The following is a 23,911-nucleotide window of genomic DNA, read 5'->3' on the forward strand; positions in this document are numbered from 1 at the left end:
GTTGCACATGAATCAGGAAGAACAACTGGACACGGCCGATCTGGCGCTGCTGCAATTGGGCCGGCGTTTGCAGGCGGATGGCTACCGTTTTATCACCCCGACACCGCTGACGCATCAGCGGGTCAATCAGCGTGCTGAAGGGCAAAATGCCCAGAACTTGCGCGACGTGTTCGGCTGGTCGCGCGCCTTCGAGCCCGGTCTGCTGTCGGCGGACGAGCAACGGCAATTGCAACAGGCCGGCGTGCTTGAAGAACACGAGGGCCGTTTGAAAAGCCGGGTGCGCTGGTCGAGTCTCGATGATTTGCTGTTTGTGCATTCGGGTTTCCCCACCGACGCGGCCGACGCGGTGTTCTTCGGCCCCGACACCTACCGTTTTGCGCAGTTGATTCATGCCCATCTGCAACAGAGTTTCGCGCCGATCCGGCGCGCGGTCGACATCGGATGCGGTGCCGGTGTCGGCGCCATTGTGATTGCCCGCGCACGCCGCGAAGCCGAAGTATTGGCCGTGGACATCAACCCGGCGGCGCTGCGTCTGACGGCGGTCAATGCGGCCCTTGCCGAAGTAGCCAATGTCAGCGTCGAGACCAGCGATGTGTTGCAGGACGTCGACGGCCAATTCGACCTGATCGTCGCCAATCCACCCTATATGGCCGACCCCGCCGAACGGGCTTACCGGCATGGTGGCGGCGCGTTCGGCGCGCAACTGTCGCTGCGCATCGTCGAGCAAGCCTTGAATCGACTGGCGCCCGGTGGTTCCCTGGTGCTGTACACCGGGGTGGCGATGATCGACGGGCGCGATCCTTTTCTGCAAGCCCTGACCCCGTTTCTGGAATCGCCACGGTTCAGCTGGACCTACCGCGAACTCGATCCCGACGTGTTCGGCGAAGAGCTATTGACGGCGGGTTATCAACGGGTAGAGCGCATCGCAGTGGTCGCGCTGATCGTCACCCGCAGTGGCCCCGGCATTGGGGGAAGCGTTGAAGCAGCAGGTGCGCCATGAGCAAGAACCTGGAAGATTACAACCGCATGCGCGACTTTTCGGCTACCTCGGAACCGGCCGCCGGTAAACGCTCGGGCAAGAAGGCAGGAAAAGATCATGCGTTGCAGTTCTGTATCCAGAAGCACGACGCTTCGCGCCTGCATTACGACTTTCGCCTGGAACTCGATGGCGCGCTGAAGAGTTGGGCGGTGCCCAAGGGCCCGTCGTTGGACCCCAAGGTCAAGCGCCTGGCCGTGCATGTCGAAGACCATCCGATTGACTACGCAACGTTCGAGGGCAGCATCCCCGAAGGGCATTACGGCGCCGGGGATGTCATCGTCTGGGACCGTGGCGTATGGATTCCCCAGGGTGACCCGGCTGAGTCATACGCCAAGGGCAAGCTCAAGTTCGAGCTGCAAGGCGAGAAGCTCGGTGGGTTGTGGAACCTGGTGCGCACGCACATGCCGGGCAAGCAGGAACAATGGTTCCTGATCAAGCATCAGGACACCGCGGCAAAACCCGAAAGTGATTACGACGTGGTGGCCGCCGAGCCGGACAGTGTGCTCAGCGATCGCACCATCATCCCCAAAAAGTCAAAAGCGCCGGATAAACCCAAACCGGTCAAGAAGCCCACGCGCAAAGTCACGCCTAAAGCAGCCTCGGCGCAACTCACCGGCGCCCACAAAGCCAAAATGCCAGAGCTGCTCAAACCGGAACTGGCGACGCTGGTAGAGAAAGCCCCGGGCGGCGAGTGGACTTATGAAATCAAGTTCGACGGCTACCGGATCATGGCGCGCATCGACCACGGTGAGGTAAAACTCTTCACCCGCAATGGCCACGACTGGACCCACAAGCTGCCCGCGCAAGCCGAGGCGCTGACGGCGCTGGGCCTTGAATCCGCTTGGCTCGACGGTGAAATGGTGGTCGCCAACGAGCAGGGCGTGCCGGACTTCCAGGCGCTGCAAAATGCATTCGAAGCGGGTAGCAGCGGCGCCATCGTTTACTACCTGTTCGACATGCCTTACCTCAACGGCGTCGACCTGCGCGAGGTGCCGGTGGAGGAGCGAAGAGTGGCCCTGGCGACGGTGCTCAATTCCAACAAGGACTCGCTGCTGCGCTTCTCGGAGTCGCTTGCCGAGGAACCCGAAGCCTTGCTCAACAGCGCCTGCCAGATGCAAATGGAGGGGCTGATCGGCAAGCGCCTGGGGTCGCCTTATGTGTCCCGGCGCAGCAGCGACTGGATCAAGCTCAAGTGCAAACATCGGCAGGAGTTTGTGGTGGTCGGCTATACCGATCCCAAAGGTTCACGTAATGCCTTTGGCGCCTTGCTGCTCGGGTTGCACGACCGTGACAGCGGCGAGTTGCGCTACGCCGGCAAGGTCGGCACCGGGTTCAACGAAACCACCCTGAAAAGCATCCACGAACAACTCAAACCCTTACAGGTGAAAAAGCCATCGGTGGTCAATCCTCCGACCGGATTTGACGCCAAGGGCGTGCACTGGCTCAAACCCGTGCTGCTGGCAGAAATTGCTTTCGCCGAGATGACCAAGGACGGTTCGGTGCGCCATGCGGTGTTCCATGGCCTGCGCGATGACAAACCTGCTAAAAACATCACCGAGGAGCGCGCGAAAGTGGTGAAGACACAAGCGAAAAAACCGGCCGCCAGCGCTGAAAAGAAAACCGCCCAGACCGCGCCGTCGCAGATTGGACTGGGGGCGGGCAAAGTCCGCATCACGCACCCGGACCGGGTGATCGACGCCAGCAGCGGTACCACCAAAGTGCAACTGGCCGAGTATTACGCCAGCGTCGCGCAGTGGATTCTGCCCGAGCTCAAGGATCGCCCGGTGGCGTTGGTCCGGGCTCCGGATGGCATCACCGGCGAGTTGTTCTTCCAGAAGAACGCCGAGCGCCTCGCCATTCCGGGGATCACCACGCTGGACAAGGAACTCACCGGCCAACCGGTGATGATCATCAACAACGCCGAAGCCCTGATCGGCGCCGTGCAGATGAGCACCGTCGAACTGCACACCTGGAACGCCACCTCGGACAATCTCGATAAACCGGATCGCTTCGTTCTCGACCTCGACCCGGACCCGGCGCTGCCCTGGAAAACCATGGTCGAGGCGACTCAACTGACCCTGTCGGTCCTCGATGAACTGGGGCTCAAGGCCTTTCTCAAGACCAGCGGCGGTAAAGGCATTCACCTGGTGGTGCCGCTGACCCGCAAGCTGGGTTGGGATGAGGTGAAGGACTTCAGCCACGCCATCGTCAGTCACATGGCCAAGCTGTTGCCGGAACGTTTTTCCGCGGTGTCGGGACCGAAGAACCGGGTAGGGCGGATCTTCATCGATTACCTGCGCAACGGGCTCGGCGCAACGACCATTTGCGCCTACGCGGCGCGCACCCGCGAAGGGATGCCGGTGTCGATGCCGATCTTTCGTGACGAGGTGGGCGAACTCAAGGGCGGCGATCAGTGGAACATCCACAACGCCCATGAACGCCTGGCTGAAGTCGGCGATGAGCCGTGGGCCGATCTTAAGAAAACCCGGCAATCCATCACCGCCGACATGCGTCGCAGAGTCGGAATGAAAAAATAAACCCGGGAAACATGGGAGCTGCGTAGGAGCTGTCGAGGGAAACGAGGCTGCGATCTTTTGACTTTGATTTTTTAAAACAAGATCAAAAGATCGCAGCCTCGTTTCACTCGACAGCTCCTACATAGCTCCTATATAGCTCCTACACAGTGTTACTTGATGAACGCTTGTAGATCGGTGCCCAGTTTGTCGATGGCCGCCTTGAAGTCCTTGGCGGTGATCTTCTGGCTGGCGTTTTCCAGGGTGCTGCCGAAGACTTTGCGTACCACCTTGGCTACGGTCTGATTGGTTTTGGCGTCGATGAACTCGGCTTCGATGAACAGCGTGGTGTCCTGATCCCGATGACCACTGGCCGCAGAAACACCGCCGACCACCGCGGCGACCGGAACCACTTCATACCACTTCATGCCTTCATTTTCGGCGGTAACCCCGGTAATCGCCGCGCGCAAAATCAGGGTTTTCGAGCCTGGTTGTGGGCTGGTAACCACACGGTATTTCTGACCGAGGATGGTTTTGGTTTTGGTGGTCATGTAGTTCTGGATGTCATCCAGGGTTTGCCGATTGACCCGTTCGTTGGGCTTTGGCGCCGGGTACAACTCCAGCCTGTTGAACGCCACGGTGTCGTAGGCATTGGGGTTCCATGAAGGACTCACCCAGCGCATCGCCTTCTCACCGCTGGTGGTGGTGACTTCCTGCAGGTTGTTGTAGTTGGACAGGAAGCCTGAGTACTGGTCTTTTTCTGTGACTTTCGAGGTACACCCGCCGAGCAGCAGGCTGGCCAGTGCAGCGCCGATGAACAATTTACGGGACAGGTTCATAGTGGTAAGTGCTCCATGGTTTGCATCGTGTTTACTCATGTTTGAGCATAGGTGGCTATTGTGAATATTCACTGCCAAAACGGGTGGTCAGCGTCGACCACCCGTAAATCAGCGGTTTTACTTGGCCATCTCCGCTCGCGCTGCTGCAATTTTGGCTTTGACTGAATCCAGGTTGAAACTTGCGCCTTTTTGCATCGGCGGGAACTCAATCGCGGTTTCAGCCAGTTTGGCGACCTGTTGCTGGACGAACACGAAACGCCAGAACTGAAACTTGAACCAGTCGAAATACTGCTGTGAACCTTGGGCAGCCTGGTTTTCCGGCCAACCCATGCGCTCGAACGGGTCAAGACGAAGGTTGGTCAGGATCGGTACATCGACCGCCAGTTTGGCGCCCATCCAGCCGCCGGGTTGATCGATGAAGCGGTACTTGTAGTCATCGATGCGGACCGCACCCAGCGCGCTTTCACCAAAGTAGAAGATTTCATGCCGGTTCGACGGGCCTTTCCCGGTGATCATCGGTGTCTGATCGTAGCCGTCCAGGTGCACCTTGTAGGTCCGGTCGCCCAGTTGTTTGCCCTTGAGCAGTTCGTCGGTGATGTTTGGATTGCCTGCTGCTGCGACCAGGGTCGGGAACCAGTCCATGCCCGACATGATGCCGTTGGCTACAGTGTTTGCCGGTACTTTGCCCGGCCAGCGAATCATCGCCGGCACGCGGAAGCCACCTTCCATCACCGTGCCTTTGCCCATGGCAAATGGTGTGGTGCCGCCGTCAGGCCAGGTGAAGTTCTCGGCGCCGTTGTCGGTGGTGAAGATCACGATGGTGTTGTCATCCATGCCGTCTTTTTTCAGCTTGGCCATGACGTCGCCGACGATGTCGTCGAGTTGTGCCATGCCGGCTTCCTGCTCCGACCAGCCGTTTTGTGCATTGCGCATCGCTTCATATTTGTCAGCCAGGTGCGTGACGATGTGCATGCGGGTCGGGTTGAGCCAGACGAAGAACGGTTTGTTGTCGGTCTTGGCCTTGTCGATAAAGCTGAAAGCCTTGTCGCGAATTTCTTCGTCGACGGTTTTCATCCGATCCGGATACAGCGTGCCGGCATCTTCGATCTTCTGTTTGCCGACCTTGCCCCAGCGTGGCATCACCGTTGTGTCATCGGTGGTGGTGGCCCAGCTGTGAACCATGTTGCGCGGCCCGACGGTGGCCAGAAGCTCTTGCGGATAGTTGGGGTGCGCCGGGTCTTCCATGGCGTCGAGGTGATAGAGGTAGCCGAAGAACTCATCGAAGCCATGCACGGTCGGCAGGAACTCGTTCAAGTCACCCAAGTGGTTCTTGCCAAACTGACCCGTGGCGTAACCCATGGCTTTGAGGGTGGTGGCGATGGTGACCGCTTCGGCGGGAATGCCGACAGGAGAGCCGGCCTGGCCCACCGTGGTCATACCCGTGCGGATCGGCAGTTCGCCGGTAATGAAATTGGCGCGTCCGGCTGTACAACTGGCCTCGGCGTAATAATCGGTGAAACGCATGCCTTCAGCAGCCAATTGGTCGAGGTTAGGGGTACGGCCGGCCATCATGCCCTGGTTGTAGACGCCGATATTGGACCAGCCAATATCGTCACCCATGATCACCACGATGTTCGGCGCCTTGTCGGCGGCTTGAGTGGCCAGGGGTAGAACCATTGCAGATAACAGCATCGACACCGCGAACAGCCTGGATAATTTTGACTGGTTCATTTGGAGCTCCTGTGTACTTGCGTTAGTACTGAAACAGGCCCCCCCCGACCTATATTTAAATATGTATCCCCCGCAAGAGAGTAGGTTTGAACTGTGAAATTTCCAGTAATAATTACCAGTGGTGTGCCCTTGTTTCACGGGGTTTACAGCAGAGCCGGCAACTTGCAGGGTGAACGACATCTGAATTAGTCAACTTCCACCCCAAAGGTTTTATTCGCTGTTCGAATAGCGAAGGCATCAAACCGGTATTACAACGCAGGCGTCAGTGAGCCGCAGAAAATTAATCCGTTGTCGCGCTACTTCCATTGCTACTCTTTAAATCCTGATGGGGTGTCTGCGGAGAACAAGCGATGTCATACCCTCTACAGCGTGTCCGGTTGTGCGTCCCCTGGTTGCTCATGTGCGTGTTTGCAACGCCGTTGCTCGCGGCTCAACCTGCGGCCATGGATGCTCAAGTGAACCAACTGGAGCCCAAGGCGCTGGAGATTTTGAAGTCCATGAGTGCCAGGCTGGCAAGCACCCAAGGCATGAGCTTCAAAGCCATCACCACTTACGAGAAACCCAGCCGGCTGGGGCCACCCCTGGCCTATAACACCGTGGCACTGGTCAATATGCAGCGGCCCGATCATTTGCGCGTATTGACCTCGGGCGATGGTGCAGCGACCGAGTTCTATTACGACGGCAAGCAAGCCTATGCCTATGAGCCGAAGGGAAACCTGCTGGCGCAAGCAGATGCACCCCCCACTATTGATGCGACCCTTGAGGCGGCCTACCAACGCGCGGCCATCTATTTTCCCTTTACCGACGTCATCGTTGCCGATCCCTACAAGGATCTGGAAAGAGACATGCGCCTGGCGTTTTACATCGGTCAGTCCACGGTGGTCGGCGATACCACGACGGATGTAATTGCCTACGCCAATGACGTGGTGTTCGTACAAGCCTGGATCGGTGCGCAAGACAAGCTGCCGCGCATGTTGCGTGCGGTGTTCCGTGACGACCCGACCCAATCCCGGCACCAGGTCGCGTTCAGTGACTGGAAGCTCGAATCGGCGCTCACTGCCGAATTCTTCAAACCCGAACATATCGAGAATGCACACAGGATTGAATTTGCTCCGCCGCCCGACTTGCGCGCCCCGGAAGGGGTCAAGGCACCGGTCGCGAACCCCTGAGCGAGGAGGCAGGAACATGAACAGATCTACGTTGAAATTCGCCGGCCTGGTCGTCGCGCTGCTCAGTTGCAACCAGGCGCTGGCCTGGTCGCACGCATCCAGTTTTGGCCGTTCATCCGGCGGTGGTGGTTCCTGGAGTCACTCCGGTGAATACGGCTCGGCTTCGGGCGGTGGAGGCAGCTGGAGTGGAGAAAGCAATCGAGGCGGCTCGGCGTCCGGCGGCGGCGGTAGCTGGAGCGGATCAGGCTATCGTGGCGGCTCGGCCTCGGGTGGTGGCGGCAGTTGGAGCGGCACAGACGAACGGGGCGGCACTGCCTCTGGTGGCGAGGGTTCGTGGCATGGCACCGGAGCCGAAGGTGGAACGGCATCCGGCGGCGAGGGCGCGTGGCACGCCCAAGGTGAAAATGGCGCCACCGCCAGCGGCTACCATGCGAACGGATATGGTACGACGGCCTACCACCCGGCAACCTACGGCACCAGTTACTACCACCCACCTACCGCCGTTTATGCCAGCAGCGGTTGCTATAACTGTGGGTACAACGAGGGCGTGAATCCCGCCGCGGCGGCAGCAGCAGGGGCAGTGACCGGTGCTGCCATTGCCACGGTGGCCAATCAGGGGGCAAACAACAATGCCTACGGTGCAGGTTATAACGCCGGGATGGTGGCCTCTGCACCGCCGACCATGCCCATGGGCGCAACCTTTGCGAGCCTTCCCTCCGGATGTGAGCTGAGGACAGTTGCAGCGGGGACTTTTTATCAGTGCGGCAATTCGTGGGTACGACCTGCGTATGGCGCCAACGGTGTGTTCTACACGGTCGTGCCGACGCCTTAATCAAGAGGGCGCCGCCATACAGGCCGGCTCACCGATTGTGCTGTTGGCGCTTCTAGCTTTGGGGAACAACCCGGGCATCGTTCCCGGTGCCTTCGATGTAAACGTTCATGCCTTTGCTCAGCACAGGGTTGATTGGCTGAGTGACCGATACCAGCACACCGTTTCTCACCCGAACGATGATTTGCTGCGCTTCCTTGGGTTGGTCATAACGCTTTTTCTCCGCGTAGTTGCCACCTGCCGCACCGGCGAGGGCCCCCGCTACCATGGCGACATCGCGGCCGGTGCCGCTGCCTATCAGGCTGCCGATCCCGACGCCGGCGAGCCCGCCAAGAATGGCCCCGACCCCGCTGTCGTGATTGGTCTGCATCTGTGTCGGCACGATCTGTTCGATCTTGCCCGAGCGGATCTCTGTCTCGCCAGCACCTCCGCTGCTCGATCCTACGGCGGCACAGGCACTGATCAGCAGACTGGCCAGTGCGATCGTTAGCCAGGAAACAGTCGTTTTCATTGCGAGCTCCTTCTGCCAGGGAATGATCGATTCAAACGCATCGCGTTACGTGAGAAAAAAGCCTAGCACAACATTTTCCAGGCGTTGGCGCAGCGCCTGCTGCAGGGAGCAGGCGCTGCGCCGGACCTCAGCTGATCTTGCGCGAGGATCCCTGCCAGTATTTTTCACGCACCTGGCGGCGCAGAACCTTGCCGACCACGGAGGTCGGCAGTTCGTCGACAAACACCAGCGATTTCGGCGCCTTGTAGCCGCCCAGGCGAGTCCGGGTCTGTGCGATCAGTTCTTGCGAAGAGACACACTCACCTTTTCGCAGGATCACTTCGGCATGCACTGCTTCGCCCCATTCGGCATGGGGAATGCCAACCACGGCCGCCATCAGCACCGAGGGGTGCGCTGCCAGCGCCGCCTCGACTTCCACCGCATAAACGTTGAAGCCGCCGCTGATGATCATGTCCTTGAGCCGGTCAACGATGTACAGGTAGCCGTCGTTGTCGATGTAACCCAAGTCACCGGATTTCCACGCGCCATCGTCGAACTCTGCTGCGCTCGCTTCCGGATTTTCGTAATACCCCTTGATGATCGCCTTGCAGCGGATCCGGATTTCGCCGGTTTCGCCAACGGGCAGCGGATGGCCGTCCGGGTCGGCGATAAACACTTCTACGCCGGGCGTCGGTCGGCCCGCCGAGGACAGACGTTGCAGCGCACTGGCATCACCCGGTTGATGGGCAGCCTTCTCCAACGCCGCGATGATCATCGGTGCCTCGGTGGCGGCGTAGCCCTGGACAAAAATCTGTCCGAAACACTCCACCAGTTCGCCAAGCTTGTCCGGGCTCATTGGTGCCGCGCCATAGATCAGCGTGGTCAGGGACGAGAAGTCTTTCGGATCGGCCCGTTGCAATTCCAGCAGGCGGTACAGCACGGTCGGCACCAGGAACGAATGGCTGACCCGCTCGCTCTCGACGACCTGCCGCCAGTTTTCCATGTCGAGCTGGTTGAGGGTGATGTTGGTGCCACCGCCATACACCGTGGGGAAAAACAGCATCAAGGTGCCGTGCGACAAAGGTGAGACATGCAGCAACCGAGTCGCGCCAGACAGGCCCAGATCGGTGTTGATGAACGCCGCATCGCGACACGCCATCCAGTTGTCGATGGAATACATCGCGCATTTGCCCTTGCCGGTGGTGCCACCGGTGAAGCGCAGCATGCAGATGTGCTGATCGGAGTCGAGGGTCACATCGTTGTCGAGGTCGGACGCGGCCTCCACCATCGGCCAGAAGCTGTGCACGCCGGGGAGGGTGGCTTGCTCGGCGGTGGGCGGGTCCATCACCACGATCTCGCAACCACGGCTGCGCAACATGCCGTAGTAGCTGTCGAGCAAACGGGTTTCGAGAAACACCACCCGCGGCTGGACCAGGTCGATCTGCCGCGCGTGCTCGTCGAGCGGGTCGCGCAGGTTGGTCATGACCACCGTGCCTTCCTGCTTGAAGGTGCTGGGAAACATCATCAGGCTGAGGTTGTCGTTTTCCAGGATCAGCATGAAGCGTTCGCCGGCGCTAACCTGCAGCCGGTTGCGCAGCACATCGGCCACGCGGTTGGTCAGCAGATGGTATTGCTCATAGGTGAAACGCCGATTGCGCTCGACGTTGACGATCGCTTCCTGGTCGCGATGACGCAATGCGAGCAGGCGCATGATTCGGCTGAAATTCATTTTCATGGCGTGTGGGCCCTGTATGACTGGCGCAATGGATCGAGGCGTTTATCGGGCACGCATGCGCGACGCGGCATCAAGGCGAATGGTTTCGCCGTTGATGTAGGCGTTCTCGATCAGGAAGGCGCAGCAATGGGCGAACTCGCGCATGTCGCCCAGGCGCTTAGGCGCTTCCATCTGCTCCTTGAGGGAGTTCAGGACTTTCTCGTCCAGACCGGCCACCATGGTGGTCAGGAACAGGCCCGGAGCAATGGCGTTGACGCGCACCCCGATCTCGCCCAGCTCACGGGCGGCGGGCATGTTCATGCCGATCACGCCGGCCTTGGTCGCAGCGTAGGCACACTGACCGACCTGGCCTTCATACGCGGCGCCGGACGAAACATTGATCACCACGCCACGCTCTTCGCCGCCTTCCGCGTCGTTGTTAGCCATGCGCTCGGCGCACTTGGACATGACGTTGAACACGCCATTGAGGTTGATCGCGGTGGCCTGGGCAAAACGTGCCAGCGGTGCAGCCTTGCCTTCGCGGCCCAGCACCTTGAAGCCGGTCGGTACAGCAGCGCCGTTGATGCACACGTGAATCGCACCGAACCGGTCCATGACTGCATTCACAGCGTTCTGCACCGAGGCTTCATCGCTGACGTCGGTCTGCACGAACATCGCCCGATCAGCGCCAATCTCGGCCACAGCCTTTTCGCCGGCCTCTGTATTCAGGTCGAAAATGGCCACGCGAGCGGCTTTTTCGGTCACCAGGTAGTGAGCCGTCGCCAGGCCCAGGCCCGACGCGCCGCCAGTGATTACAACGACTTTGTCTTGAATACGCATGGAAAGTGTCCTTGTTCGCTGCCCGGCACCTTCGGTGCCAGGTTGTTATTGTTGGGTGTCGAACGGGCGGCTGATCAGAACGCGTTGACCCCGGTCAAGGCGCGGCCAATGATCAGTTGCTGGATTTGCGTGGTGCCTTCCGGGATCGGCACGATGATCGCTTCGCGGGCGAGTTTCTCGACCAGGAAGTCGGTGGTCACACCGGCACCGCCGTGAATCTGCACGGCCTGACGGGCGATGGTCACTGCAGCTTCGCAAGCAAAATACTTGGCCATGGCTGCTTCCATTTCTGCCGGGATGCCGGCGCCGATCATTTCGGCAGCGCGGTAGGTCAGCAGGCGCGCGGCATCAACGTTAGTGGCCATTTCCGCGAGCATGGCGGAGATCAACTGGTGGCCTGCGATGAGCTTGCCGTGCTGCTTGCGCTCCTTGGCGTAACGCACGGCTTCTTCCAGTGCGCGGCGGCCGATACCCAAGCCTTGAGCCGCGACAAACACTCGGGAACGTTCGAAGAACGACAGGGTGTTTTTCAGCGCTTCGCCTTCGTTGCCGATGATGTTGCTGGCCGGGACGCGCACATCGTTGAGGAAAATCTGCGCGGTCGACTGGCTGTTCCACGCCATCTTGTGAATGTTCTGAACTTCGTACGGGTGTTCTTTGCGGTCCAGCAGGAAATGCGTCAGGCCCTTGCGCGGATCATCACCGGTGCGGCAGGTGCAGATCAGGAAGTCGGAGTAAGCGCCGTTGCTGATCCAGGTTTTTTCGCCGTTGATGATGAAGTCGTCGCCGTCGCGACGGGCGCGGGTCTTGATTTCCAGGACGTTGGAACCGACATCCGGCTCCGAAATGGCGACGCTGACGAACGAGTCGCCGCTGATCAGGCCCGGCAGGTAACGCTCGCGCAAGTGAGCCGGGGCGAGTTTTTCCAGCATCTGTGCGCCAAAAGAGTTGATGACCACCGGCGTGGACAGGTCCACCGAGCAGGCGGCGACTTCTTCGAACAGCATGGTCATGGTCGGCCAGTCCAGGCCCAGCCCGCCGTTGGCTTCGCTGACCGCGCCGGAGACCATGCCGAACTCTACGAGCTGGCGCATCATCTCGGCCATTTTCTCTTTCGGCATGAACGTGTCGCGGTATTCCTTGTTGAACACCGGGTCGATCTTGTCTGCCAGGAAGCGACGGAAACTTTCGACGGCTTCGAGTTGTTCCGGGGTGCGCATGACGTGTCCCATGAGGGTTCTCCTTAAATAGTCTTGTTGGCGAGAATGTTGACGGCGACCACGGCTTCTTCGATGCCGAACAGGCCACCACCGTTTTCCTGAATGGCGATGCGCGCGCCTTCGACCTGGCGCTTGCCGGCCTCACCGCGCAGTTGCGTCACCAGTTCATGGATTTGTCCCAGACCCGTGGCGCCGATCGGGTGCCCCTTCGACTCGAGGCCGCCGGACGGGTTGATCGGCATGCGGCCGCCAACGGTGAAGTCACCGCGTTCGGCGGCCGGACCACCGTGGCCGAAGGGCACCAGCATCAGCGATTCGGCGTTGAGGATTTCACCGATGGCCGAGGCGTCATGGACTTCCGCGACATCGACGTCGCAGGGGTCGACACCGGCCATGGCGTAGGCTTTTTTTGCGGCGAGGTGCGCGACGATTTTTTCCGGTTCATCCAGGCCACGATGGGTGCCGGTCTGCACCACGCTGGCGAGCACCCGAACGGCGCGGTCGCCGGCGTTTCTCAAACGCTTGAGACCGTCGGCGTTGCACAACAGCACGGCGGCCGCGCCGTCGCTGATCGGCGAACACATGAGGGTGGTCAGTGGGTAGCAGATCGGTGGCGAAGCGAGGACTTCATCAATGCTGAAGGCTTGCTGGAACTGCGCCAGCGGGTTGTGCACCGAGTGTTGGTGGTTTTTCGCCGCGACAGCCGCGATCTGCCGCTGGGTGGTGCCATAACGCAGCATGTGGTTGCGGCAAATGGCGGCATACACGTCCATGAACACGCTGTAGGGACGTTCGGAAACGGTGCCCGGCGGCGGCACGATGCCTTCGCCCATGGCCAGCAAGGTGTGCTTGTTCTGCTCGACAGTGGAGACGTCCCAGCCGCCATCGAACACCGCGAACATCTTGGCTTTATCGGGGATGTTCATTTTCTCGGCGCCGACGGCGAGGGCGATGTCGCACTGGCCAGCCCGCAGCGCCAGGGTGGCCAGGTTGAACGCCGAGGAGCCTGATGCGCAGGCGTTCTCGACCGAAAACACCGGTACACCTTCGACGCCGATACGGCGCATGGCAATCGGGCCGGGAATGCCGGTCTGACCCTGCAACATGCCGTTGGTCATGGTGCTGTAATACACCGAGCCGATGTCGGCGGTGGTGGCGCCGGCGTCCTTCAACGCCAGGCCGACGGCTTCCTCGACCATGTCGTAGACGCTGCGTTCCAGCAAGCGCCCGAACGGCGTCATGCCAACGCCCACTACGTAGATATCGTTCATTGTCTGTTCCTGCTGATTGCGGGGGACGTGGCGGCCTAGCGGCCCTTGAAGTTCGGTGCGCGTTTCTCGCCGAAGGCCAGCAAACCTTCCTGGAAATCAGCGGTGCGCAGGTGTTGGCGCAGCATCACCTGCTCGTGCTGCAAGGCATCGTCGCGAGTCTTGTCGGCCGAGGCGCGGGCTACTTCTTTCATGCGGCGCAGGGCAATCGGGCTCTTTTTCGCAATGTGGTTGGCCAGCGCCAGGGCGGCGTCGGCCAGCTCGGCGTCGGCGTGGACTTCGCACACCAGGCCGTAGCCTTTCATTTCGGTAGCGGAAAGGGATTTGCCGGTCATCAGCAAATACATCGCGATGTTCAACGGGATCAGGCGTGGCAACACGGCTGCGCCACCCGCTCCTGGATAGACGCCGAAGTTGGCATGGGCATCGGCAAGGGTGGCGGTTTGCGCCGCAATCACGATGTCGGCGCACATTGCCAGTTCCAGGCCCCCGGCCATGGTCACGCCGTTGAGCGCTGCAATTACGGGTTTAGGAAAGTTGCGCAGTTGGCCAAAGACTTGATTGGCTCGATCAAGGAAATCGGCTTCGCCTGCAGGCAGCGTGGCACCGGCCAGGACTTCCTTGAGATCGGCACCGGCGCAGAAGGCCGGGCCATTCCCGGTCAGGATCACCGCCCTCAGTTCGTCATTGAGCGCAATGTCGTTGAGGCTATGTTCGAGTTCGGCGAGTGTCGCCAGGTTCAGCGCGTTCATGGCCCGTGGCCGGTTGAGCGTCAGGCGCGCCACCGGGCCGATGATTTCGTACAGCAAGACATCTTCACTCATGACAACTCCCCTTATTGTTAGCGCTCTGTTGGCGTCGTTGATGGGACCGATAGTAGGAATGCACTCCAGGCTGTCGCAGGTCATTGCAACGAAAGCGGTTGTCCGCTGGATGTTGGCGGGGTGATGCGCGAGGGGGTGTTTGGCGCGATTGCGCCAAAGACCGGAAAAAGGTTGCAGATGACCTGCGCGGCGCCCGGTCGTTGCGCACCATCGTGTGAACAAAATCAACAGCACCCAAGGAATGTCATGGCCAGCAGCCAACACCTCGAGGCCCACGTGACTATTGCCCGCATGCAAGATGTGCTGGCGCGCCAGCAGTCCGCTTTCGTTGCCGAAGGCCCGCCATCACTGGCGTTGCGCATTGATCGAATCGACCGGGTGATTGCCCTTGTGCTCGACAACCGGCAGGCGCTGTGTGAGGCGCTGGCGGCAGATTTCTCGTGGCGCTCGCATGACCATTCGCTGATGAGCGATGTGCTGTTGCCGGTTGCAGGGCTCAAATATGCACGCAAGCATGTGCGTCGGTGGATGAAGGCTGAGCGGCGCACCCCGGAAATGGGCGCCGGGTGGCTGGGAGCCAGGGCTGAAATTCGCTTTCAGCCGTTGGGCAGCATCGGCATCATGGCGCCGTGGAATTTTCCGGTGGCCATCGCGCTGGGGCCACTTGCCGAAGCCTTTGCCGCCGGTAATCGGGCGATGATCACGTTGTCGGAGTTCACCCCGGCGACGGCTGCCTTGCTGATCGAGTTGTTGGCCAAGTATTTCGATGACACCGAGGTAGCGGCATTTGTCGGGGGAGCCGAGGTCGGCGCGGCTTTTTCAGCCTTGCCACTGGACCACATCATCTTCACCGGCAGCCCGCGTGTCGGGCGTCTGGTGATGGCGGCCGCCGCGCAAAACCTGACACCTTTGACACTGGAGCTGGGGGGCAAGTCGCCGACAATCATCGGTCGCGGCGCCGACCTGGACGATGCGGCGCGGCGGATCTGGGGCGGCAAGGGCATCAGCGCCGGGCAAGCCTGCATCGCCCCGGACTACGTGTTGGTGCATGAAGACGACCTCGAACGTTTGCTGATCAGCCTGCAAGATGAACTGCGCAAAATGTTCCCGACCCTGCGCGACAACCCGGACTACACCGCCATGGCCACTCCCGGCCAGTACCAGCGCCTGCAAACCTACCTGGCCGATGCCAAGGCGTTGTGCGTGCGGTGCATCGAGGTCAATCCGGCGCGGGAAGAACTGGCTGGCGTGCGCAAGATTGCCCCGACGTTGTTGGTGGATCCGCCCGAGGAGGCGTTGGTGATGCAGGAGGAGCTGTTCGGGCCGCTGCTGCCGATTTGTGGCTATCGGTCTATCAACGAAGCCATCGCTTACGTCAATGCGCGCCCGCGTCCGCTGGCGCTGTACTACTTCGGCAGGGACCGCGCCGAGGCGGAGCAGGTTCTGGAGCGCACCTCTTCAGGCGGCGCATGCATCAACGAGGTCATGCAACATATTTTCCAGAGTGACCTACCGTTCGGAGGATGCGGGAATTCAGGGTTCGGGCGCTATCGCGGTGGCGATGGTTTCAAGGCCTTCAGCTTGCAGCGCGCGGTGTTCACGCCGCCGCGATGGGATCTGATGGGCTTGCTGCGACCACCTTACGGCAAGCTGTTTCGGCGGGTGATGAACGTTTTGTTGAGGCCGTGAGGCCGCCAAATCATCGCAGCCTCGTAGCACTCGCGTAGGAGCTGTCGAGTGCAACGAGGCTGCGATCTTTTGATCTTGATCTTTGTCCAAGAGGAATCCATGCATGCCCCCCTTGAAACCCCTTGTCCTGGCCATCGGCTGTCTGGCATTCGGCCCCCAATGCTTCGCCGCCCCCAACATCGTGGTCCTGGTCGCCGACGATTGGGGCTACAGCGATGTCGGTTCCTTTGGCAGCGAAATTGCCACGCCGAATATCGACACCCTGGCCCGTGAAGGCGTGCGGTTTGCCGATTTTCACGTCACGGCATCCTGCTCGCCGACCCGTTCGATGCTGCTGACCGGTGTCGACAACCATCGCAACGGCGTTGGCAACATGCCGGAAACCATGCCCGCCGAACATCTTGGCAAACCTGGTTACAGCGGCGTGCTCAACGACAATGCGATCACCGTCGCCAGCCTGCTCAAGGACAACGGTTATCACACCTACATCACCGGCAAATGGCACCTGGGCAAGACCGCCGATACCTTGCCGAACAAGCGCGGCTTCGAGCGCTCCTTCATTCAGGCCGACAGCGGCTCGGACAACTGGGAAGAGCGGCCCTATGCACCGCTCTACGACAAGGCAGCCTGGTTCGAGAACGGTCAGCCGGCGCACTTGCCCAAGGACTATTACTCCTCGACCTTTATCGTCGACAAGGCGATGGATTACATCGCCGCGGATCGCCAGGATGGCCGGCCGTTCTTCGCGTATCTGGGGTTTCAGGCCAACCACATTCCGGTCCAGGCTCCCAAGGCCATCATCGACAATTACCGTGGTCGCTATGACGAAGGCTGGACCGCGTTGCGCCAGGCGCGTCGGGATCGTGCTGTAGAACTGGGGTTGATTCCTCCTGGGGCCGGTTTGAAGACGATGGCCAGCACTGCTGACTGGGACGCCTTGACTGATCAACAGAAACGCTACGAAGCGCGTCGCATGGAAGTCTATGCCGGCATGGGTGAAACCATGGACCGGGAAATCGGCCGGCTGATCGCGCACCTCAAAGCTACCGGCGAATACGACAACACGGTGTTTGTATTCCTGTCCGATAACGGCAGCGAGCCGACCGACCCTTACGACATCCTCGCCCTGAAACTGTGGCTTGAAGTGAAATACTCGCGCGACATTGACCGCTTGGGCGGCAAGGGCGCTTTCTCCAGCATCGGCCCGAGCTGGGCCAGTGCGGCCGCGTCCCCCTTGAGTGGCTACAAGTTTTTTGCTGGCGAGGGCGGTTTACGCACACCGCTGATCATCTCCGGTGTGCCGGGGATCGAGGCCAATCAGATTTCCAGAACCTTCACCCATGTCACCGACATTGTCCCGACCTTGCTGGAAGTCGCTGGCGTCAAACCTCACGACGGTCATTACCAGGGTAAAGCGGTCGAACCGTTGATCGGCGCGAGTCTGGTGCCGGTGCTGCTGGGGCGAGCCGAGCGGGTGCATGCCGAGGACAAAGCCATTGGTTACGAACTGTCCGGCAGCGCTGCGTTGTTCAAGGGCGATTACAAACTGGTGAAAAGCCTCAAGCCGGTGGGCGATGAGCAATGGCACCTCTACAACATCGCCACCGACCCCGGTGAAGTGATCGATTTGCAGCAACAGATGCCGGAGCGTTTCCAGCGCATGCAGGCCGACTACGCCGAGTATGTGCGCGTCAATGGCGTGCTGCCGATGCCGGCGGGTTACGACTACAAGCGTCAAGGGCAGTTGTATGCGTTACAGCACGTGATCATGCCGAAACTCAAGGCTGCGGCGCCACCCGTTGTGGCGGTGTTGGTGCTGCTCGTCGGGGCCTGGGTATGGCGCCGTCGTCGGAAGGGGACTGAATCATGATCGATGAAGTGGATGAGTGGGGCCGTCGGCTGATTCATCGGCGCAAGGTGGAATGCCAAGGTTTTTTGCGTGCCGACGGGCTGTGGGACATTGAAGGCCGATTGAGTGACTGCAAGACCCATCCGGTGACCCTGGCTGAAGGCCGGATCGTGGCGGCGGGGCAGACCTACCACGGGATGCTGATTCGCCTGACGCTGGACGATGATTTTGTTGTGCGCGAGGTCAAGGTGTCCATGCCCGATGTGCCCACCAGCGAATGTCGTGGTGCGATGCCGGCTTATGAAAAACTGCTTGGGGAGCGCATCGGGTCGGGGTTTTCACGGCGAATCAAAGCGCTGTTCGGCGGGATTGGCGGCTGTGTGCATTTGACCGAGTTACTGCTGCCAATCGCGACCACGGCGTTTCAGACCATCCCCATGGCCCGAGCCATGGTTGCCCCGCGCACGGCGGCAGACTCAGAGGCCTATGGCAACGCCGCCGCTCGGCTGATCAACACCTGTCACGCGTTGCGCGAGGACAGCCCGGTCGCCATCTTCCTCAAGAAGTGAATCAAAAGATCGCAGCCTCGTTGCACTCGACAGCTCCTACAGAATTTCGCTATCGCTTGTAGGAGCTGTCGAGTGCAACGAGGCTGCGATCTTTTGACCTTGCTTCGCCAGCGGCTACAACACGCTAAATCAATCGCCGGATCTGCTCGTCGCTCAAACCTGCCTTGCTCAGAATCCGCGTACTGTGTTCGCCGCGCATTGGTACATTGCCGACTGCCGAAGGCGTTGCAGAAAAGCGTGGCGCCGGTGCGGCTTGAAGCACGCCGTTTCGCCGCGAATACACGCCACGTTCCGCCATGTGCGGATGCGTCAGGGCTTCGTCCGGCGTGAGCACCGGGGCGAAGCAGGCATCGCTGCCTTCGAGCAGGTCGATCCAGTGCTGGCGTGGCTGGCTGGCAAACACGGCGGCCAGGCGTTCGCGCAACGGTCCCCACAGGCGCGGATCGTAAGGGTTCTTGAAATCCGGGTCATCGCCCAGCCCGAGCTTGTTGAACAACAAGGCGTTGAACTGTGGTTCCAAGGCTTGCACGCTGACGAACAATCCGTCGGCACACGCGTACGTGCGGCCCCAATGTGCGCCATCGAGCAGCCCTCGACCCCGTTCCAGCGGTTGTTGACCGGCAGAATGCGCTGACAGCAACAGGTTCATCAGGTTGGCGCTGCCATCGACAATCGCTGCATCCACCACCTGACCGAAGCCGTTGGTGCTGGCATTGATGATCCCGGCCAGAATGCCCATGGCCAGGTACAACGCGCCACCGCCAAGATCGCCGACCAGTGTGGGTGGCGCCATCGGCGGCTGACCGGCTTCACCGCTGAACCACAAGGCGCCGGACAGGGCGATGTAGTTGAGATCGTGGCCTGCCGCCTGCGCCAACGGCCCCTGCTGGCCCCAACCGGTCATGCGTCCGTAAACGAGGCGCGGGTTGCGGGCCAGGCACACGTCGGGACCCAGGCCCAGGCGCTCCATGACGCCCGGACGCATGCCTTCGATCAGCGCGTCGGCCCCTTCGATCAGGCGCAATACGGCTTCGATGGCATCGGGGTCCTTGAGATCGAGGGCGATCGACTGTTTGCCGCGATTGACGATGGCGTGTTTGCCCAGGTCAAGCGGGTCGGCGCCCTTGGTGCCGGTACGTTCTACCAGAATCACCTCGGCGCCCATGTCCGCCAGCAACATGCCGCAAAACGGCCCCGGCCCGATGCCGGCAATTTCCACGATGCGAACGCCGTCCAATACGCCCATGCGCGTACTCCTTTGGATGAATGTAGTTTTTTTTGTGGGGGGGAGATCAAGAGATCGCAGCCTCGTTGCACTCGACAGCTCCTACACCGACCGAACCCTGTAGGAGCTGTCGAGTGCAACGAGGCTGCGATCTCTTGACCTTAACGACGCAACAGCAACGCGCTCATCACGGCATGAAACACAACTGCCGGCCACAGCAATAACCCGCTGCTGACCGCCACGCCGAGATACGCCAGATACAGTGCAATCAATCCGTTGTAGACCAGCATCGCCCTTACTGCTGCGGTGTTGACGGGGCGCGGCCAACAGGCAATTCCGAGTGCAACCAGTGCCAGACCAAAGAACCGCGCAAACATGTCGATGACCTCGGTGCCGGCGATTCCCAGCAGCAAACTGCTGACTAGCCCGGGCGTGAACAGCAGCGCCAGTCCGGTGGCCAGTTCGGCCACCGCGGCAACGGTCAGCAGCTTAGGCGTGGTGATGAAGGGCGCTGGATTCATGATCGTCACTCGATGGCGTAGAGGTGCGGGCCGCGCGGTCCTGGCGAATAAACTCGGCGGCTTTTTCGCCGATCATCACCGTGGCTGCCGTGGTACTGCATCCAATGATAGTCGGCATGATCGAAGCGTCGACCACGCGCAGACCTTGCAGGCCGTGCACCGTCAATCGAGCGTCGACCACCGCCATTGCATCGGAGCCCATTTTGCAGGTGCCCACCGGGTGATAAAGGGTGTCGGAACGGTTGCGCAGGACCTGCTCGATCTCGGCGTCGGTGTTCATCGGCGCATCAATAACATCGGTTGGATTGAGCGCATTGAAGGCCGGGGTTGCCATGACTCTCTGGATGATCCGGTAGCCTTCGATCAACGTCTTGATGTCGTCGGGGTGGGTCAGGAATGCCGGGTCTATGAGCGGCGGCACCTGCGGATCGGCACTGGCGAGGGTCACTTGGCCGACGCTTTTCGGGTGCAGCAGACAAGCATGCACACTGAGGCCGTGACCCCGATACAGCGTGCGACCGTGGTCGGCGAACATGGCGATGGTCAGGGCCAGTTCAATATCCGCCTGACTCAGTGTCGGCGAGGTTTTGACGAAGGCACACGCTTCCGCAAAGTTGCTGGTCAGTGGACCGCTGCGCTTGCGCCAGTAACGGAACGCAGCCTTGGCAATGTCCCAGACACCCGCCAGAGAAAGGCCGATCAGATGGCGAGACTTGACACGATAGGAGTGCACGTAATCGATGTGGTCCACCAGGTTACGGCCCACGCCCGGCAGCTCATGGACCACGGGAATGTCGAACTTCAGCAACTCGCCAACCGGCCCCACGCCAGACAGCAGGAGCAGCTGCGGGGAGTTGAAGGCGCCGGAACTCAGAATCAACTCATGGCGAGCGTGCAGGGTGAGCTTGATGCCGTTCTGTACGAACTCGATGCCCACCGCGCGCTTGCCATCGAAAATGATTCGCGTGGCGTGGGCGTGGGTTTCGATGTGCAGGTTCTGCCGGTGACGGTTGGGCGTCAGGTAGGCCTTGGCCGCGCTGCAACGTTGCCCGTCCTTTTGCATCACTTGCACACGACCAAAACCTTCCATGCTCGCGCCGTTCTGATCGGGGCAGGCGGGGTAACCGGCTTGCAGGCCAGCCTCGACGAAGGTTTCGCCAAATGGATTGGACGAAGAATGGAAGCGCACGTTGAGCGGGCCGTTCTGGCCGTGCAGCGGGTCTTTGAAGTGTTCGTTATGCTCGGCGCGCTTGAAGAACGGCAGCACGTCCTGATAACTCCAGCCAGGGTTGCCGAGAGCGGCCCAGCGGTCGAAGTCTTCGGGATGGCCGCGATGATAGGCCATGGCGTTGATCGAAGAACTGCCGCCCAGCGTCTTGCCCCGCGGCTGATACCCGACCCGGCCGTTCAAGCCTGCTTGCGGTACGGTCTGGTACTGCCAGTTATTGATAGAGGTCGGCACCATCGCCGCGACGCCGGCCGGCATGTGCACCAACGGATTCGTGTCGGGGCCGCCCGCTTCCAGCAAACAGACAGAAATATCCGGATCTTCCGACAAACGACTGGCAACCACGCAGCCGGCGGCGCCTGCGCCAACTACGATGTAATCGAATTGCGTGTTCTCGTTCATGCGTTCTTCTCTTTGTTCGATGCACAACTTGAATGCATTGTGGACAGAACGGCGCATCGCCACTGGTCAATAGAATCAATTCGACAGTCACTACGACAGGTGACTATCGCGCCAAGCACCGGAACATCCGGGACAGGGGCAGAGTCGGTGATTGACCGGGGCGTAACCGGAGGCGAGTATCGTTTTTCGCATCTCCCACAGGCAGGCTCATGTCAGGTTCGAAAATGGATACGCCCGGCACCGAAGTATCGTTGCGTGAAGAAGCGTTGCAGCCCACCACGATCGGCAGCTACACCGTGGCCATTGCGCGGGCGCTGGACGCCAGTGGTGTGGACAGCAAGCGGATTTTCACTGCGGTGGGCATCCCGCTGGACCTGTCGACCGATCCGATGACCCGCCTGCCGGCGGCGACCATGACCCGGTTGTACCGGGCCTGTGTCGATGTGACCAATAACCCGTATTTTGGCCTTACCGTGGCCAAGCATATTCACCTGACGCACTTGCACGCATTAGGTTATTCATTGGCCGCCAGCGGCACCCTGATGGACTTCTGTCGGCGCCTGGAGCGTTATTTCCGGCTGGTTTCACAAGTGGCCAGGATCAGCGTCAGCCAGGTTGATGATCAGGTGCTGGTGCGGTTCGACCATGTAATTGAACTCAGCAGCGAGACTGAAGATGCGTTTTTCGGTTTCCTGATCCGCACCATGCGCCTGATTTACAAACAGGAGTTCAGCCCCTTGCGGGTGGACATGCGCCGACCGATGCCCCACGAGGGCGGCGAGCCCTACGAGGCGCTGTTTCGGGCCCCGGTGCGCTTCAAGCAGGAGCACGGCCTGCTGGTTTTCGCCAAGACCGACCTCACGCACGTGCTCAGCGGTTCCTGTCCGGAGCTGGCGCAGGTCAACGACAACATCATCATCAGCTACCTGTCGCGGCTGGACAAAAGCGATGTGATCACCGGGGTGACACAGAAGATCATCGAGTTCCTTCCCGACGGCGATTGCACCCGCGACAAAGTCGCCAGTGCGCTGCACATGAGCCCGACCAAGCTGCAGCTCAAGCTGTCTCAGCGCGGCACCAATTTCCAGCAGTTGCTGGATGACACGCGCAAGGAACTGGCTTGCAGCTACCTGAGCCAGGCCTCGCGCCCGGTGACTGAAATCACCTTTCTGCTGGGGTTCAGCGACACAAGCAACTTCACCCGCGCCTTCAAACGCTGGACCGGTTTGTCGCCAACGGATTTCCGAGCACAACCCTGACCCCTTGTAGGAGCTGTCGAGTGAAACGAGGCTGCGATCTTTTGATCTTGATCTTTTCGGAGCCGCAGAAGATCAAGATCAAAAGATCGCAGCCTCGTTTCACTCGACAGCTCCTACACCGCTCCTGAAGGGGGGCGGGTTAAATCCAGATGGCGTCCCATAACGGGTAGTCACCAATCCGTTTCACCAACCCGGCACGCAATGGATTCATGATGGTGTAACGCGCGGCACCTATCAGGTCCTCGTCACGGTGCAAGGCTCGGTCGTAATAACCCGGCTGCCATAGTCGCCCTTGCTCACCACGCGTGAGGTTGATCGAATGGCTGCTCCGGGATTTTATGCGGCATACCAGTTCAGGCAGTGAGCCTCGTTGAAGCTGGAACAGCCAGTGAAGGTGATCGGGCATCACGACCCAGGCCATTGAGGTGACCCGGCCGGCTTCTTCAGCGCTGCGCAGCTGGTCGACCAAGAGACGTCCTGCCCGCCAATCTGCGAACACCGGTTGACGTTGTGCAACCACTGCGGTGAGGAGGTAGATGTGTCCCGGTTCAGAATACCGGCCCCTGCGTAGATGACAGCCATTTGCTGCGACAGGCATTCCTTTGCCCTCCCTTCGTGTTTGAAAGATGAACATTAGCCGCTGCCTCGCGTATCGGCTGCGCAAAGCATTTCAGAATTTGTCAATTACCCCTG

The 23,911-nt window shown here is 60.4% G+C and carries 20 protein-coding genes; 8 read left to right on the forward strand and 12 right to left on the reverse strand.

The window, feature by feature from the left end:
• Window positions 1–7 precede the first annotated feature (7 nt).
• Both K5K95_RS21620 and ligD read left to right on the forward strand, forming a co-directional pair.
• Window positions 8–1,000 carry a methyltransferase gene (locus K5K95_RS21620; protein WP_222586021.1) on the forward strand — a complete coding sequence of 331 codons (993 nt, stop codon included), beginning with the start codon at window positions 8–10 and terminating at the stop codon, window positions 998–1,000.
• Window positions 997–3,576 (forward strand): DNA ligase D, encoded by a 2,580-nt coding sequence (ligD, locus tag K5K95_RS21625; RefSeq protein ID WP_222586022.1) that lies wholly within the window; start codon window positions 997–999, stop codon window positions 3,574–3,576. Before K5K95_RS21620 ends, ligD begins: the two co-directional genes overlap by 4 nt.
• A 149-nt stretch (window positions 3,577–3,725) precedes the next feature.
• Here ligD and K5K95_RS21630 read toward each other — a convergent pair whose 3' ends face one another.
• Together K5K95_RS21630 and K5K95_RS21635 are read right to left on the reverse strand one after the other, a co-directional pair.
• The gene (locus tag K5K95_RS21630; RefSeq protein ID WP_222586023.1) at window positions 3,726–4,391 is read right to left on the reverse strand and encodes a DUF3313 domain-containing protein; all 666 of its coding nucleotides are present in this window, start codon (window positions 4,389–4,391) and stop codon (window positions 3,726–3,728) included.
• A 117-nt stretch (window positions 4,392–4,508) separates the two neighbouring features.
• The gene (locus K5K95_RS21635; protein WP_222586024.1) at window positions 4,509–6,122 is read right to left on the reverse strand and encodes an arylsulfatase; all 1,614 of its coding nucleotides are present in this window, start codon (window positions 6,120–6,122) and stop codon (window positions 4,509–4,511) included.
• Window positions 6,123–6,472: 350 nt separating this feature from the next.
• On the opposite strand from K5K95_RS21635, the gene K5K95_RS21640 reads away from it, so the two are divergent.
• Both K5K95_RS21640 and K5K95_RS21645 read left to right on the forward strand, forming a co-directional pair.
• Complete coding sequence (locus K5K95_RS21640) at window positions 6,473–7,291, forward strand: DUF2092 domain-containing protein (protein ID WP_222586025.1); 819 nt, start codon at window positions 6,473–6,475, stop codon at window positions 7,289–7,291.
• A gap of 16 nt (window positions 7,292–7,307) precedes the next feature.
• On the forward strand, window positions 7,308–8,123 hold the full coding sequence (locus K5K95_RS21645; RefSeq protein WP_222586026.1) for a hypothetical protein: 816 nt from the start codon (window positions 7,308–7,310) through the stop codon (window positions 8,121–8,123).
• Between the two features lie 52 nt (window positions 8,124–8,175).
• Here K5K95_RS21645 and K5K95_RS21650 read toward each other — a convergent pair whose 3' ends face one another.
• From K5K95_RS21650 to K5K95_RS21675, 6 genes are all read right to left on the reverse strand, one after another.
• Window positions 8,176–8,631: a glycine zipper 2TM domain-containing protein gene (locus K5K95_RS21650; protein ID WP_222586027.1), complete on the reverse strand. Its 456-nt coding sequence runs from the start codon at window positions 8,629–8,631 to the stop codon at window positions 8,176–8,178.
• 127 nt (window positions 8,632–8,758) lie between these two features.
• Window positions 8,759–10,345, reverse strand: coding sequence for a class I adenylate-forming enzyme family protein (locus K5K95_RS21655; RefSeq protein WP_222586028.1), 1,587 nt, complete (start codon window positions 10,343–10,345; stop codon window positions 8,759–8,761).
• A gap of 42 nt (window positions 10,346–10,387) precedes the next feature.
• The gene (locus K5K95_RS21660; RefSeq protein WP_222586029.1) at window positions 10,388–11,164 is read right to left on the reverse strand and encodes an SDR family NAD(P)-dependent oxidoreductase; all 777 of its coding nucleotides are present in this window, start codon (window positions 11,162–11,164) and stop codon (window positions 10,388–10,390) included.
• Window positions 11,165–11,238: 74 nt separating this feature from the next.
• The gene (locus tag K5K95_RS21665) at window positions 11,239–12,396 is read right to left on the reverse strand and encodes an acyl-CoA dehydrogenase family protein (RefSeq protein ID WP_222586030.1); all 1,158 of its coding nucleotides are present in this window, start codon (window positions 12,394–12,396) and stop codon (window positions 11,239–11,241) included.
• A gap of 11 nt (window positions 12,397–12,407) precedes the next feature.
• Window positions 12,408–13,655 carry a thiolase family protein gene (locus tag K5K95_RS21670; protein ID WP_222586031.1) on the reverse strand — a complete coding sequence of 416 codons (1,248 nt, stop codon included), beginning with the start codon at window positions 13,653–13,655 and terminating at the stop codon, window positions 12,408–12,410.
• 35 nt (window positions 13,656–13,690) lie between these two features.
• Entirely contained in the window at window positions 13,691–14,476 is a 786-nt protein-coding gene (locus K5K95_RS21675; protein ID WP_222586032.1) for an enoyl-CoA hydratase/isomerase family protein, read from the reverse strand.
• A gap of 246 nt (window positions 14,477–14,722) precedes the next feature.
• Here K5K95_RS21675 and K5K95_RS21680 point away from each other — a divergent pair, with 246 nt between their 5' ends.
• From K5K95_RS21680 to K5K95_RS21690, 3 genes are all read left to right on the forward strand, one after another.
• Window positions 14,723–16,165: a coniferyl aldehyde dehydrogenase gene (locus K5K95_RS21680; RefSeq protein WP_222586033.1), complete on the forward strand. Its 1,443-nt coding sequence runs from the start codon at window positions 14,723–14,725 to the stop codon at window positions 16,163–16,165.
• A gap of 103 nt (window positions 16,166–16,268) precedes the next feature.
• Window positions 16,269–18,035: an arylsulfatase gene (locus K5K95_RS21685; RefSeq protein ID WP_222586034.1), complete on the forward strand. Its 1,767-nt coding sequence runs from the start codon at window positions 16,269–16,271 to the stop codon at window positions 18,033–18,035.
• Window positions 18,032–18,583, forward strand: a complete 552-nt coding sequence (locus K5K95_RS21690; RefSeq protein ID WP_222586035.1) for a DUF2889 domain-containing protein — start codon at window positions 18,032–18,034, stop codon at window positions 18,581–18,583. Before K5K95_RS21685 ends, K5K95_RS21690 begins: the two co-directional genes overlap by 4 nt.
• Window positions 18,584–18,707: 124 nt before the next feature.
• On the opposite strand, the gene K5K95_RS21695 is transcribed toward K5K95_RS21690, so the two are convergent.
• The 3 genes from K5K95_RS21695 to K5K95_RS21705 form a co-directional block, all read right to left on the reverse strand.
• Window positions 18,708–19,829, reverse strand: coding sequence for a CaiB/BaiF CoA transferase family protein (locus tag K5K95_RS21695; RefSeq protein WP_222586036.1), 1,122 nt, complete (start codon window positions 19,827–19,829; stop codon window positions 18,708–18,710).
• A 140-nt stretch (window positions 19,830–19,969) separates the two neighbouring features.
• Window positions 19,970–20,329: a hypothetical protein gene (locus K5K95_RS21700; protein ID WP_222586037.1), complete on the reverse strand. Its 360-nt coding sequence runs from the start codon at window positions 20,327–20,329 to the stop codon at window positions 19,970–19,972.
• The gene (locus K5K95_RS21705; protein WP_222586038.1) at window positions 20,298–21,959 is read right to left on the reverse strand and encodes a GMC family oxidoreductase; all 1,662 of its coding nucleotides are present in this window, start codon (window positions 21,957–21,959) and stop codon (window positions 20,298–20,300) included. The genes K5K95_RS21700 and K5K95_RS21705 overlap by 32 nt, the downstream gene beginning before the upstream one ends.
• A 209-nt stretch (window positions 21,960–22,168) precedes the next feature.
• On the opposite strand from K5K95_RS21705, the gene K5K95_RS21710 reads away from it, so the two are divergent.
• Window positions 22,169–23,218, forward strand: coding sequence for an AraC family transcriptional regulator (locus K5K95_RS21710; protein ID WP_222586039.1), 1,050 nt, complete (start codon window positions 22,169–22,171; stop codon window positions 23,216–23,218).
• A gap of 139 nt (window positions 23,219–23,357) precedes the next feature.
• Here the strand turns inward: K5K95_RS21710 and K5K95_RS21715 are convergent, their stop codons facing one another.
• Complete coding sequence (locus K5K95_RS21715) at window positions 23,358–23,816, reverse strand: REP-associated tyrosine transposase (protein WP_222586040.1); 459 nt, start codon at window positions 23,814–23,816, stop codon at window positions 23,358–23,360.
• Window positions 23,817–23,911 lie beyond the last annotated feature (95 nt).

Source organism: Pseudomonas sp. DR48 (assembly GCF_019823085.1).
Taxonomy (GTDB): Bacteria; Pseudomonadota; Gammaproteobacteria; order Pseudomonadales; family Pseudomonadaceae; genus Aquipseudomonas.

Coding starts and splice junctions, on each gene's coding strand:
- K5K95_RS21620 (WP_222586021.1), top strand. CDS start 8: ATGAATCAGGAAGAACAACTGGACACGGCCGATCTGGCGCTGCTGCAA.
- ligD (WP_222586022.1), top strand. CDS start 997: ATGAGCAAGAACCTGGAAGATTACAACCGCATGCGCGACTTTTCGGCT.
- K5K95_RS21630 (WP_222586023.1), bottom strand. CDS start 4,391: ATGAACCTGTCCCGTAAATTGTTCATCGGCGCTGCACTGGCCAGCCTG.
- K5K95_RS21635 (WP_222586024.1), bottom strand. CDS start 6,122: ATGAACCAGTCAAAATTATCCAGGCTGTTCGCGGTGTCGATGCTGTTA.
- K5K95_RS21640 (WP_222586025.1), top strand. CDS start 6,473: ATGTCATACCCTCTACAGCGTGTCCGGTTGTGCGTCCCCTGGTTGCTC.
- K5K95_RS21645 (WP_222586026.1), top strand. CDS start 7,308: ATGAACAGATCTACGTTGAAATTCGCCGGCCTGGTCGTCGCGCTGCTC.
- K5K95_RS21650 (WP_222586027.1), bottom strand. CDS start 8,631: ATGAAAACGACTGTTTCCTGGCTAACGATCGCACTGGCCAGTCTGCTG.
- K5K95_RS21655 (WP_222586028.1), bottom strand. CDS start 10,345: ATGAAAATGAATTTCAGCCGAATCATGCGCCTGCTCGCATTGCGTCAT.
- K5K95_RS21660 (WP_222586029.1), bottom strand. CDS start 11,164: ATGCGTATTCAAGACAAAGTCGTTGTAATCACTGGCGGCGCGTCGGGC.
- K5K95_RS21665 (WP_222586030.1), bottom strand. CDS start 12,396: ATGGGACACGTCATGCGCACCCCGGAACAACTCGAAGCCGTCGAAAGT.
- K5K95_RS21670 (WP_222586031.1), bottom strand. CDS start 13,655: ATGAACGATATCTACGTAGTGGGCGTTGGCATGACGCCGTTCGGGCGC.
- K5K95_RS21675 (WP_222586032.1), bottom strand. CDS start 14,476: ATGAGTGAAGATGTCTTGCTGTACGAAATCATCGGCCCGGTGGCGCGC.
- K5K95_RS21680 (WP_222586033.1), top strand. CDS start 14,723: ATGGCCAGCAGCCAACACCTCGAGGCCCACGTGACTATTGCCCGCATG.
- K5K95_RS21685 (WP_222586034.1), top strand. CDS start 16,269: ATGCCCCCCTTGAAACCCCTTGTCCTGGCCATCGGCTGTCTGGCATTC.
- K5K95_RS21690 (WP_222586035.1), top strand. CDS start 18,032: ATGATCGATGAAGTGGATGAGTGGGGCCGTCGGCTGATTCATCGGCGC.
- K5K95_RS21695 (WP_222586036.1), bottom strand. CDS start 19,829: ATGGGCGTATTGGACGGCGTTCGCATCGTGGAAATTGCCGGCATCGGG.
- K5K95_RS21700 (WP_222586037.1), bottom strand. CDS start 20,329: ATGAATCCAGCGCCCTTCATCACCACGCCTAAGCTGCTGACCGTTGCC.
- K5K95_RS21705 (WP_222586038.1), bottom strand. CDS start 21,959: ATGAACGAGAACACGCAATTCGATTACATCGTAGTTGGCGCAGGCGCC.
- K5K95_RS21710 (WP_222586039.1), top strand. CDS start 22,169: ATGTCAGGTTCGAAAATGGATACGCCCGGCACCGAAGTATCGTTGCGT.
- K5K95_RS21715 (WP_222586040.1), bottom strand. CDS start 23,816: ATGCCTGTCGCAGCAAATGGCTGTCATCTACGCAGGGGCCGGTATTCT.